This is a genomic window from Pseudomonas sp. L7 (genome assembly GCF_046605565.1).
Lineage (GTDB): Bacteria > Pseudomonadota > Gammaproteobacteria > Pseudomonadales > Pseudomonadaceae > Aquipseudomonas > Aquipseudomonas wayambapalatensis.
This window is the reverse complement of the sequence record NZ_CP176784.1, coordinates 3,995,271-4,007,378: the sequence shown is the minus strand read 5'-3', so window position 1 is coordinate 4,007,378 and position 12,108 is coordinate 3,995,271. Positions and strand designations below refer to the sequence as shown.

Here is a 12,108-nt window from a genome sequence, read left to right as displayed (position 1 = left end):
AAATGGGATGCGTCTGATTTTTTATCAGACAAATCTTACGAGGCTTAGGTTCGCTTACGGGGAAAATTTCAATAATCCGCCGAGCGGCTTCTCCGCTTTGCGGCCTGCCGCAGCGCTGGTGATCGGCCTGGGTCGGTGGTGTGGGGCATTGCTATTCGCCTTATTCCTTAACAATCCAATCTTGAATTTTTTTATTAAGTCAAGAACCGCCCTGTTCAAATCCCTCTGGGCGTGCTACAAACTCCTTAAGCAATGATCTAGCTGCTTGATAACGAAGGGAAAAACATGACGAAGTCGGAGCTGATCGAACGTATTGTCACCCATCAGGGGCTGCTCTCGTCCAAGGACGTGGAGTTGGCTATCAAGACCATGCTTGAGCAGATGTCGCAATGTTTGGCCACGGGAGATCGTATCGAGATCCGTGGATTTGGCAGTTTTTCCCTGCACTACCGTGCGCCGCGCGTTGGCCGCAATCCCAAGACGGGCCAGTCGGTGGAGCTAGAAGGCAAGTTTGTGCCGCATTTCAAGCCGGGCAAGGAGCTGCGAGATCGGGTCAATGAAGACGAACGCGAACATCCTTGAGTGATGAAGGAGCAATCTGATGCGTAATCTCAAGCGTGCGCTGGCAGTATTATTCGTCCTGATATTGGCAGCAGCAGTGCTGTTTTTTGTGCTGGAGAACCAGCAGGCTGTTTCGCTGATGCTCTTCGGTTGGTCGGCCCCGGCTTTGCCGGTGGCAGTGCCAGTGATGGCTGCTCTCGTGGTCGGCCTGGCTATTGGCCCCTTGCTGGGGGCTTATGGCGTTCAGCGCAGTAAGCGCAAGATCCGTGCATCGGCACGTCAGGCTGTGCCGGCTAGTAATTAGAGAAAGAACCTGCACGGTTTTAGGAATATGCGTCTTTACACGCAACCACTCAAATAGATATTAGGTATCCAATCAGTGGGCTGCGCAAGTGGGCAGGAATATACACTTCCCCAATATTTCCCTTCATGGCGGTGGGCGTAAGGGGCTCCTGTCACGAAGTGCATCTTGACTCGGCACCGGTCGCTCGTCGACTGGGGCGGAGCAGGGTGTCGATGCCCATTTCGGCGCCTGCTTTGGCCCAAGATTCAAAACTTGGGATGTTGAGGCGCTGGCTGCTCCGTACAAGCACTTTGTTTACGCCCCTGGCATGCGCTCCCTGCTGAACGCAGGCTTTCGTGGGCCGTTTCTCTGCCGTATGCCTTCGGTAAAACTATTACTCTTGATGCTGGAGCGGGCCTATCGGCTGGCTGGCAATCGGGCGGAAATCACTCAGTTGGTGTGGGTCTGGGGAACTTCTATCCTCAAAGTCTCTCTACTTCCGAATAATGCTACATGATAAAGCTGGCACGCGTGTTGATATTGCCGCTACGCTTGGCTTGAAGGGGGCGTTAAGGTTTGACGGTCATCCCCTGTGTTGAAGTGATTAGACGGACCCAAGGAAAAAAGACTAAATGCGCAATGAACGCGAGCGCCTGAGTGGTGATGATGAGATTGATTTGCTTGAGCTTGTGCAGGGGGTCTGGCGGCAGAAATTCTGGGTGGTGATAGTCGCGGCATCGGTGATTGGCCTGGCCTTGATTTATTTAGTGCTCGCTTCGCCGGTCTATGAGGCAAAGCTCTACATTCGGCCTCCAGCACAGAATGATGTGGCGCAGCTCAATTTTGGTCGTGGTGAGGGTACGGGGCTCCAGCCGCTTAGCGCCAAAGACGTCTATAGCGTTTACCTGAGAGCGCTGCAGTCTGAAGCGGTGCGTGAAAAGTTCTTCCGTGGGGCCTTTCTTTCAACGCTGAGCGAAGAGGATAGGAAGGGCTCGCGTGATGCGCTGTTTGCCCGATTCAATAGCATGCTGACGGTGGCCCAGGCGGCCCGGGACATGCCTGATCGCTTTGTTATCACTGCGGACGTCGAAGATCCGCAACTCGCTGCCAACTGGGTGTCCAGCTATGCCGAAATGGCTGCGGACCGAGCGAAAGATGAGCTGCTTGGCGGTACCCGTAGCGACATTTCAATCATGGCGGATAACCTGGAGCAGCAGATACAGGCTTCGCGAGCCAGCGCGTTCAATCAGCGTACAGATCAGATCGCCAAGCTCAATGAGGCGTTGCGAGTGGCAAAGTCCATCGGTCTGGAGAAACCGCCGATCATTTCGAGTGCATTATCCAACGAGGTGTCTGCCGGCATGGGTGGCTCTCTGATCTACATGCGCGGCTCCCGAGCGCTGGAGGCAGAGATCGCCAACCTTGAGTCTCGTGCGTCGGATGATCCCTACATCCCGGGGTTGCGCGAGAAACAGGAAAGGCTGATCTTCATGCGTAATCTCAAGATCGACCCAGCGCTGGTCGCAATGTACCAGCAGGACGGGCCAGTCTTTCAGCCCGACAAGCCGATAAAGCCGCGTAAGGCAATCATCATGGCACTGGGGGTGTTCGCGGGTCTGGCTATGGGTGTGCTCGTAGCGTTGGGGCGTGATCAGTGGTTGAGGCGAAGGGCGAGCGATTAAGGCAATTTGATGGCTCAAAAATGCTGTCATGCGTTGTTGTAGGTGTGGGAAGGTGCAACAATACGCCCTTCCCCCATTCACCAATGACATGGATAGCTGGATGAGGTGCACGATGCGCCACTTCTGTTTCTGCCTGTCATGGGTGCTATCCCGTTAGTGTGCAGGCAAAGTCAGTGAACATCGATTCTCGCGGTCCCCGCAGCTCTAGTCCTCCTGAAATAGACGTTTTTGACCTTTTTCGAGCAGTCTGGCGCCGGCGTGTTTTCATCGCTGGCCTGGGTTTGCTTTTCGCGGCGGTCGGTGTCGCCCTGGCCTACGTCATCCCTCCTGAATATGAGACATCAGCTACTTTGCGCCCCGTTGAGCTCAATCAACTGGATGCATTGAATCGCTCTAAAATCTACAGCCTGCCTCCTGATGAAGCGCTGAAACGAGTGGGCGCGAGGTTGGATTCCTATAGCGCACGGTTGGATTATTTTCGCTCCAGGCCAGACCTTGTGCGAGTCTTCACTAAAGAGGGGCAAACGATTGAGCAAGGCTTTCAGGACTTCAACAGCACCGACCTAAGTGTCGTCCAGGCTGACCCGAAAAAAACCGATTTGCTGAGCAATTTTATCGGTTTGAAGATGCGTTATGGAAAGGATATCGATGGCCCGGCCGTTCTCAATGCCTTTGTGGATTATGCTGTGGAGCAAGAGCGGGTTCAGTTGTCACGGGATGTGCAGGTCATTTTGTCCAATCGCCTGGCTGAGGTGAATGCCGAGCTAAACTCGGCGGTCTCCGAGTACCGAACTGCCAACGATGGGCGTATCGCTCGCCTGGAAGAAAGTGATGCCATCAGGCGTGCACAGTTGAACGATGAGCTCAAGGCGCTGCGCGTACAGCTGAAAATGCAGCGTGAATCGCGTTTGGCTGAACTGGATGAGTCTATCGCTATTGCCAACAGTCTGGGACTGAAAAAGCCATCCACTCCCTCCCAGATGGCTGATGAAGGTGTGGTTGGTGGCAACATTATACGCACCGAAGTGAATGACCGACCGGTGCCGCTGTATTTCATGGGTACTGAGGTGCTCGAGGCCGAGCGCAGTACGCTGCGCAAGCGTTCCTCTGATGACTTTGTCGAGCCGAGAATCGGTCAAATTCGCAAAGAGCTCCTGCTACTTTCCAATAACCGTAATGTCGAAGCAATCAAAGCCCGTGCCAATGATCAGGATTTCCTGGAGGGCGTAGAAGCGTTGCGGGTCGAGCGGGAGCGCTTGCAAGCCATTGATACGCAGTTGCAGGGTTTGCAATTGGTAAGCATCGATCAGCGCGCAGTGGCGGCTACCAAGCCGATCAAGCCGCGCAAGGCGTTGATTGTTATTCTGGCGTTTATTGGCGGTATATTGCTTGGTGTGTTGATTGCGCTGATGCGGGCTGCTTTCAAGAGTCATCTACGGCGGATGCGTGTCCTGGAAATAGGTGGTGTGATGGCGTCTGTTGTTCCAGCGGATCTCTCGCGCCAAGTCGGCGTTTTGTCGCCAGAAGTACAGATCAGGGCGGGCAAGGAGTGATATTGCCTTGATGTCATCTTGGTTTGAAGTTGGCAGGAAGCCCTTAGGGGGTCGTATGAAAAGTCTTGGGGCGAAGGTCGGGTAGGCGAAAATAGCCGAGGAGCCGCCGGGGTCACGGTTGTAAATGGGCATTCCGACCGGGCTGGCGCACTAGGCTGTTTCCAACGCAGCATACACCGAGTATCAGGGCTTTTCGTACAGAGTCTAGTAGGTCGGCGCCGTTAAGCGGCCTGTTATTGTATCTGCTCACACCTCGATTCGATAGGCGCCGGCTTGTGCCATTTTACATAGCGCGCGCTTCAGGCACGGGATTGGTCGCTCAGAGCTCAATTGCCCCGTTTGCGATGTCTCTGATCATTCCCACCTGTTCGTTGCTTGGCGGTGGGGCAGATATGTCGGTTTTTTTGCTACTTGGCGGGTCGAATTTCGCTGGCCGCCGCCGGTACGGTATCCATTCGCGGTGTTGTGAGAACTGACGCAACGCATTGATATTTTTTGAATATTGTCTTTGATGGGGGTGTGCCATGCTGGCTTTCCAGTGCGTTTTCGGTCGAATTGCATCGTGATCAACGGTGGGTCCTGAGTCGTTGGCAGAATGCTGTGGTCTCAACAGAGGTTCACTGGCAGAATGAGTCGCTATACCCAGAGACTGTGCATGGGGCCGTCTTCCTAGGCGCTGGTGCGAAAAGTCTGAAGGCATGGTCGGCTAAGGTGAAAACGGTCAGGGGGTGTCGTACGGGATCTGGTTGATGCCCGCGTCGAAGGGCGACTGATCTTTCAGTAACCCCAAGGCACGATGGGTTTGGGTGTTGGTAGTAAGTGGACGTGCTGTTAGTGCAGTTGGGGAATGCTGTATGATACGGATGAATCTGTCGATATTTATATGAGGTTGGTTGGGTGAAGCTTACAAAGACAGATATTGCTGAAGTTGTCATTATCGAACCCACAATATTCGAAGATGAGCGTGGCTGGTTCTACGAGCTTTACAGTGAACCAAAGTTTCACGCGCTGCTCAGAGCGTCTGATTTACCAGTGCCTCGACCTTTCATCCAAGAAAACTGCTCGATGTCGAAGAAAGGGGTTGTTCGAGGTTTGCATTACCAGCTGTCGCCCAGTTCGCAGGGCAAGCTCGTCAATGTGAGCCAAGGCGCCGTTTATGATGTCGCAGTTGATATTCGTAAAGGTTCACCGACGTTCGGGCAATGGGTTGGCGTAACGCTGTCCGCGGCGAACCGAAAGATGCTCTGGATTCCCGAAGGCTTCGCCCATGGCTTCATGGCGCTTGAGGACGATACGGTATTCCAATACCGCACGACTGATACTTATTCCAAAGCTCACGAGCGGAGTCTGGCCTGGGATGATCCTGACTTGGCAATTGAATGGCCAACGACAGCCGCTCCGGTGGTGAGCGAGAAGGATCGCATGGCACCTGGTTTCGCCAAGGCCGAGCATACGAATTATCTGATCCCCGGTAAGGTCGATGTTGTCGAACTGGAATCGCACAGTGACGACCGTGGTAGTTTGATTGGTATTGAGAAGGACCTCAATATTCCGTTCTCGATTAGGCGTGTCTATTATATTTTTGGTACCCAGCAGGATGTCAGTAGGGGCTTCCACGCACATCGTGATTTGCAACAGCTGATTGTTTGTGTCTCTGGTAGTTGCCGGATGGTGCTGGATGATGGTCGTGAACGCGTCGAGCATGTTATCGACAGGCCAAACAAAGCCATTTTCGTTCGTAATATGGTCTGGCGCGAGATGCACGATTTCAGTGAGGACTGCGTGCTGATGGTAGTGGCAAGTGAAGTGTATGACGAGCGCGACTATATTCGTGATTATCAGGATTTCAAGAGGCTGATTGGCAATGACCAGCATTCACAGATTATCTGATGTTCAAACAGATGATGTTGGTGAGGGGACTAGGATCTGGCAGTACGCCGTGGTGCTGCAGGGCGCGCAAATCGGCAGGGGCTGTAATGTTTGTGCGCACACTTTTATCGAAGGTGGTGTTGTCGTGGGTGACAATGTAACCATCAAATGTGGTGTGTACCTTTGGGACGGTGTCAGAGTGGAGAATAATGTCTTCATTGGTCCCAATGCTACGTTTACAAATGACAGGGAGCCTCGCTCCAAGCAGTACCCGGACGTGTATGCAAAAACGTTGCTGAAAGAAGGCTGTAGTATAGGCGCCAATGCGACGCTGCTGCCGGGTATTACGATCGGTAAGCACGCCATGGTGGGTGCTGGTGCCGTTGTGACGAAAGATGTGCCTGACTATGCTGTCGTAGTCGGTAATCCTGCCAAAGTAATCAGGGAGTTGGAACGTGATTGATTTTTTGAGCCTGAAAGCGGTCAATCATCAATATCGAGAAGCGTTGTTGAAAGCGTGCGCTGATGTTATTGATTCAGGCTGGTATATCAATGGCGGTGCATTGAAGCGCTTCGAGGCCAATTTTGCCAACTATAGCGACGTTAAATTTTGCATCGGCGTCGCGAATGGCCTTGATGCGCTGACGCTTACGCTCAAGGCGTGGAAGTTACTCGGGCGATTGAATGATGGCGATGAAGTCATTGTTCCAGGTAATACGTATATCGCGAGTGTGCTCGCCATCACTGAAAGTGGCCTGACCCCAGTGCTTGTCGAGCCCGATTCAGCGACCTTCAACATCGAGCCTGAAGCCATCCGTGCAGCCGTCAATCCACGTACCAAAGTGATTCTGCCTGTACACTTGTACGGGCGTATTGCGCCGATGCCGGCGATTCGGGCCATTGCTGACGAATTTGGTTTACTCGTGCTTGAGGATTCTGCGCAGGCTCACGGTGCTGCAACGCAGGGTAAGAGAGTCGGTGGCTGGGGTGACGCATCCGGCTTCAGTTTCTATCCAGGCAAGAACCTGGGCGCACTGGGCGACGGTGGTGCCATCACCACCAACGATGCGGAGCTGGCAGAAGTGCTGTGTGCTCTTCGCAATTATGGGTCGCACGAGAAGTACAAGAACATCTACGTTGGCGTAAACAGCCGTCTTGATGAAATCCAGGCGGCGATGCTGGATGTGAAGCTCAAGTATCTGGACGATGAGATTGCGCGTCGTCGCCATATTGCAAAGTGTTACGCTCAGGGTATCGAGAGTTCGAGAATCGCTTTGCCGTCGCACGGTGAAGAGGGCGAACATGTCTGGCATCTCTATGTTGTGCGCACCGCAGTTCGCGATGCCCTGCAAGCCCATCTGGCATCAAAAGGGGTGCAGACGTTGGCGCACTACCCGATCCCGCCTCACAAGCAGCAAGCCTACAGACATCTGAATGGACTGAGCCTGCCCGTCACGGAGAAGATCCATGAGGAGGTCCTCAGCTTGCCGATGGATCCGACAATGACTCAGGAGGCGATCGACCACGTCATCGAGGCATGTAACAGCTTCTAGTTCGTTGAAGAGTGCCATGACCTTGTACGGCATTTGGGTGCCTGCAGGGCTCATGGCTTTTGGTGTTCCTCGATGAACTGATAGCACTGTTCGGGGGGGAGGCAGTGATTGGAAAGTCAGATGCTTTTGCGGATCGATACAGATGAATCTCATCAAAACTAGCGTGCTCAACGGTATTGCGGTCGTCACGAAGATGTTGGCGCTGCTTGGTATCAATAAAATGCTCGCGTTGTACGTCGGTCCGGCAGGGTATGCGGCGTTCGGTCAGTTTCAGAATGTTGTTGCATTGATCACTACGCTGATTGGGGGCGCTTTCAATACGGGCGTTACCAAGTACACGGCGGAATACGCAGATGATGCCAAGAGCCGGATTGCGGTGTGGCGCACAGCTGGCACCCTGAGCGTCGTGGTTAGCTTGATTATCGCTTGTCTATTGTTTTTATTTAGGGAGAGGCTCGCTGCAAGGTTTTTGAATGATAGCAGTCTTTCTGATGTATTTACCTGGTTTGCAGTCGGCTTGGTTTTTCTTATTTTAAATACCTTTCTCCTGGCAGTGCTGAATGGCCTCAAGGAGATTGGTAAGTATGTTGTCTGCAATATTGCAGGTAGTGTACTTTCCGTGTTGATCACCGCTATTTTGGTCCATTTTTATGGGTTGAAAGGAGCACTTGTTGCGCTGGCAACCTATCAGTCTGTTGCCTTCTTCTCCACGCTGATCGTTTGTCATCGCTTAGAGTTTTTTAGCTTTTTCATGCTCTTTGGTCAGTTGGATAAGAGCGTCGTAAGGAATCTGCTAAAATATGCAGTCATGGCTATTGTTTCAGCGTCTTGCCTTCCGGTCACTCAAATGTTGATCCGGAGCGAGATCGGGCAGACGCTGGGATGGCATGCGGCGGGATACTGGGAAGCCATGTGGCGATTGAGTTCCGCCTATCTGATGATGGCGACCACGACGTTGTCGATTTACTTCCTACCACGACTATCGGAGCTTAAAACGTATCCGGAACTGATGGCAGAAATCGGATTTGGGTATCGAGTTATCTTGCCATTGACGGTCCTCGCTGCGGTGGTGATTTATGTCTTGAGAGAGCCTGTCGTACTGTTTTTGTTTAGTGCTGACTTTGCACCTGTCACTGACTTGTTTGCTTGGCAGTTGGTCGGTGATTCACTCAAGATTGGCAGTTGGATTATTGCCTATGTGATGTTGGGTAAAGCGATGTTCAAGGCCTTTGTTTTTACTGAAATAATTGGATCGTTTTTATTTTATGTGTTGGCAGTTTTTTTGATTAGGGCTGTAGGCCTCGAGGGCGTAGTTATGGCCTATGCCATCAATTATGCTATTTACTGGGTCCTTGTGTGGATAGTGATTCGTAGGAGTTTGCGGACGATGAGACATCCGGCTGAGCTCGTTTAACAGATTGTTTGACTGAAATTGATGCGTTGCAGGAGCTGGCAAAATGCTGACAGTGGTGATTCCGTCGTACAATCATGCCGACTATATTGTCGAGTCTTTGAGGGCGGCGCTGGCAATTGCAGTGCCAGGCTTGAAGGTTCTTGTTGTAGATGATGGTTCCAGAGATGACTCAATGTCCTTGGTCAGGGAGTATCTGAAGCAGCAGGGTCTTGGTGAGAATGTCACTATTGTAGAAAAAGCGAATGGTGGCTTGGTGTCTTCGCTCAATGAGTCAATGAAGCTCATCGATACTGAGTTTTGTTGGTTTGTTGCTTCTGATGATATTTTGGTTCCCGACGGTGTTGCGCAAGTGTTTGCTGAAATCAAGTCGAAGGAGAACCTGGGCTTTTTAATTGGTGGTGGTCATTACTTCGATGCTGAAGGCGTTTTGGGCCCTATCTATAATGTTCGGCATGAGAGGTTCTTTTCGCTGAATCGCTGCACGCGTGATCGGGAGATGTTTACGCACTATCCATCACCCATTTTATTGCAGTCGACTATTTTTAGAGTTGAAGCACTTAGACGGATTGGCGGCTGGGATCCAGCGTTGCGACTTGATGACTATCCGACCTTTGTAAAGCTGCTGAGTGTTTATGGCGAAGCAGGGCGAGACTTTGGATTCGAACCGGGCATTGATTGTGTTCGCTACCGTCAACATGGCACGAATACCTCAAAAAATTTGTCCGCGCAGCTAAGGATGGTGCGAGGCGCTCTTGTTGCGCTGGCGCCAGATAATCTTCGTCTCGAAGCAGTCGCTAATGCCGCTGCCTATTACTCGTTGAACGCGCTAAAACATGGACGATTTAGCTATTTTGTCGATTTATTCCGCGAGTGTGATTTCAAAGAGATCGTTTTGAGCTTTCTGAAAATGCCGATTGTTGCTGTGCAGCATGTAGTGGGTAGAAAATGAGCGATCTGGATTTTTTTGAATTCGCTTTTTCAAATATTCCAATTTTGCTGACTTGCATGTTTGTAACGACGGGGCTTTTGTATTTTTCAGTTCGTCGATTTGCGTTTTTGGGTTACCTTGATCCTCTCCATTTTTACTGGACATTTACCTTCGGAACTGCCTACGGAATCGTTCTGGCCATGTTCATCGGGGGGCATGTCTCTCTCTATTATGTAGCGTTGTTACTTTCATATGCGCTGACTTTTCTGTTTTTTTTACGGTTCAGTGGTCGTCATGGGCAGCAGATGTATAAATGGGTTGTCGCTCTTCTGGTGCCACATGGCCGAGGCAGAGGGGAGTTCTGGATAGTCCTTCTGATCTACATTTGTTTGGCCGTGTTCTTGATAGCGAGCACCGGTTTTGGATCCAGTGCAGAAACCAACAGATTTGAGCAAAATCGAGGTCTTGGCGCTTTTGTCAGAGTGGCTGACGCGTTTAGGTTGTTTTTGGTGGCATGCATCGCTGTTGTCTGTGTTGAGCGCTGGCGCAACGGTAGACGGAACTATTTGACCCTCGTGCTCGGTTTGGGTTACGTGTTGTTGCTCGTGATAAGTTCTCTTCTGAATGGTGCGAAATTTGCTATTCTCGAGGGTATTTATGCGTCGATTTTTGCGTTGGGTGTCTACGGTTATCGGCTGCGCTTGAATTTCTTAAAAGTAGGTGCTTTGTTTTCTGTTGTTCTTGTGTTTGCTGTGTGGATTTTGAGCAAGAATCTTGAAGGTGCGGGTGTTGATACCCAGGCGTCTGGGGTTTACATGCCGAATACGCCAATGCTCTATGAGCGGCTTGCGTTGAGGATCCTAGCAAACGCTGATAAATACTATTTGTCTTTGCCCAATGGTGTGATTGAAGAGCTAAAGACGGATAGTGTGTTCGTGCAGTTTATTGCTCCATTGGTAAGTGTTACCAAAATGAGCGAAATAGTTGGCTATCCTATCAATGACTATGCTGTCGGGCGGCAGGCACTGCTGTACTGGTACCCCGATAATACCATCGCGGGAGGCCCTACCAGCCACTTCGATCTTTTTTCATACAAGTATTTTGGATTCTTTCCAGGGCTTGTGTTTGCGGCGTTGATGGGTTGGTTTTTAGCCTCTGTGGCAGCGCTTGGCCGTTTGGGGCGTAATCAACGTCCCTATTATGCGGCACTGTGTGCTGCATTGTGGGTGCGTTCGATTGCAATGTTGCTTGAGCCAACCGTCGGGTTGGCTTATGTACTCGATATATTCTTGTTGTTTTTTGTTATCAATTGCATTGGCGTTCTTCTCCGTTTTGCGTCAAAAGGTAATGTTCGGGTGGTGGCGTAATGGGTGCTGGGTTTGCGGGTGATAATGTTTCAATTCTGGTGACCACATACAATCCCTGTGTGGAAGATTTGCTTGAAAATATAAAGTCCTACTTGCACCAGGCTAAATATATTATAATAGTGGATAACTCGGATTGCATCGCGCGCCAGCATGAAGTTGGTGCGTTGGCTGCTTCTTATCCCAGCGTTATCATTAAACAGTTGTCTCGAAATCTAGGTATTGCTGCTGCACAAAATATCGGCATGCAAGCCGCCAAGGCAATGGGTAGCGAGTTTGTCATCGAGATGGACCAAGACTCGAAGCTGCCGGTGGGTTATGTCAACAATCTCATGCACCGCCATGCAGAGTTGACTGAAAAAGGTATCAAAGTCGGCGGCATCGGCCCTCTCGCGGTGCGCAAGGACAGTGATGAGGTCTATGACGGACTCACTCGCAGCGGCGATGTGATCGAAGTTGAATACACCCTGAGTTCCGGGTTTCTCATGCGTTTCGATGCCATTGATGCCGTCGGCTTGAAGAACGAGGACTTGTTCATCGACTTCGTCGATTGGGAATGGTGCTGGCGTAGCCGTGAGCGCGGCTATCGTATCTTCATTGATACCACCTTGGAAATTTCCCACATGCTCGGCGATGGCCATAAGAGAATCCTTGGTCAAAGCATTGGTATGCCATCTCCCATCCGCCATTATTACCAGTTCCGCAATTTTATCTACCTGTTGAGCAAGCCCTTTGTTCCAGGAAGATGGAAATTGAAATACAGTGTCATCATGCTGGCGAAGTTATGCCTCATTCCATTGTGTTTCGATAGAAAAATGAAACGGTTGAGCTTCGCGGTCGCAGGGATAAAAGATGCCATTCGTGGTGCTTGGGGAAAGATTGGAGAATGAATATGCTTTCT

Annotated in this window: 11 protein-coding genes and 1 pseudogene; all 12 read left to right on the top strand. The window is 51.1% G+C overall.

The window, feature by feature from the left end; genetic code table 11:
• Positions 1-285 precede the first annotated feature (285 nt).
• Complete coding sequence (ihfB, locus tag ACK3BK_RS18490; RefSeq protein ID WP_063545775.1) at positions 286-582, top strand: integration host factor subunit beta; 297 nt, start codon at positions 286-288, stop codon at positions 580-582.
• Positions 583-601: 19 nt separating this feature from the next.
• Positions 602-865: a lipopolysaccharide assembly protein LapA domain-containing protein gene (locus tag ACK3BK_RS18485; protein WP_411383047.1), complete on the top strand. Its 264-nt coding sequence runs from the start codon at positions 602-604 to the stop codon at positions 863-865.
• Between the two features lie 611 nt (positions 866-1,476).
• On the top strand, positions 1,477-2,526 hold the full coding sequence (locus tag ACK3BK_RS18480; RefSeq protein ID WP_411383046.1) for an LPS O-antigen chain length determinant protein WzzB: 1,050 nt from the start codon (positions 1,477-1,479) through the stop codon (positions 2,524-2,526).
• A gap of 173 nt (positions 2,527-2,699) precedes the next feature.
• On the top strand, positions 2,700-4,079 hold the full coding sequence (locus ACK3BK_RS18475; protein WP_411383045.1) for a Wzz/FepE/Etk N-terminal domain-containing protein: 1,380 nt from the start codon (positions 2,700-2,702) through the stop codon (positions 4,077-4,079).
• Between the two features lie 897 nt (positions 4,080-4,976).
• Positions 4,977-5,528: pseudogene (rfbC, locus tag ACK3BK_RS18470) on the top strand (dTDP-4-dehydrorhamnose 3,5-epimerase); the annotation flags it as partial.
• Positions 5,502-5,969: a sugar 3,4-ketoisomerase gene (locus ACK3BK_RS18465; RefSeq protein ID WP_411384493.1), complete on the top strand. Its 468-nt coding sequence runs from the start codon at positions 5,502-5,504 to the stop codon at positions 5,967-5,969. The pseudogene rfbC and the gene ACK3BK_RS18465, both read left to right, overlap by 27 nt.
• The gene (locus tag ACK3BK_RS18460; protein WP_411383044.1) at positions 5,944-6,411 is read left to right on the top strand and encodes an acyltransferase; all 468 of its coding nucleotides are present in this window, start codon (positions 5,944-5,946) and stop codon (positions 6,409-6,411) included. The genes ACK3BK_RS18465 and ACK3BK_RS18460 overlap by 26 nt, the downstream gene beginning before the upstream one ends.
• Positions 6,404-7,501, top strand: a complete 1,098-nt coding sequence (locus ACK3BK_RS18455; protein WP_411383043.1) for a DegT/DnrJ/EryC1/StrS family aminotransferase — start codon at positions 6,404-6,406, stop codon at positions 7,499-7,501. Before ACK3BK_RS18460 ends, ACK3BK_RS18455 begins: the two co-directional genes overlap by 8 nt.
• Before the next feature lie 142 nt (positions 7,502-7,643).
• On the top strand, positions 7,644-8,915 hold the full coding sequence (locus tag ACK3BK_RS18450) for an O-antigen translocase (protein ID WP_411383042.1): 1,272 nt from the start codon (positions 7,644-7,646) through the stop codon (positions 8,913-8,915).
• Between the two features lie 43 nt (positions 8,916-8,958).
• Positions 8,959-9,864 (top strand): glycosyltransferase family 2 protein, encoded by a 906-nt coding sequence (locus ACK3BK_RS18445; protein WP_411383041.1) that lies wholly within the window; start codon positions 8,959-8,961, stop codon positions 9,862-9,864.
• Positions 9,861-11,210 (top strand): hypothetical protein, encoded by a 1,350-nt coding sequence (locus tag ACK3BK_RS18440; RefSeq protein ID WP_411383040.1) that lies wholly within the window; start codon positions 9,861-9,863, stop codon positions 11,208-11,210. Before ACK3BK_RS18445 ends, ACK3BK_RS18440 begins: the two co-directional genes overlap by 4 nt.
• Positions 11,210-12,097: a glycosyltransferase family 2 protein gene (locus ACK3BK_RS18435; RefSeq protein WP_411383039.1), complete on the top strand. Its 888-nt coding sequence runs from the start codon at positions 11,210-11,212 to the stop codon at positions 12,095-12,097. The genes ACK3BK_RS18440 and ACK3BK_RS18435 overlap by 1 nt, the downstream gene beginning before the upstream one ends.
• The last annotated feature ends 11 nt before the right edge of the window (positions 12,098-12,108 follow it).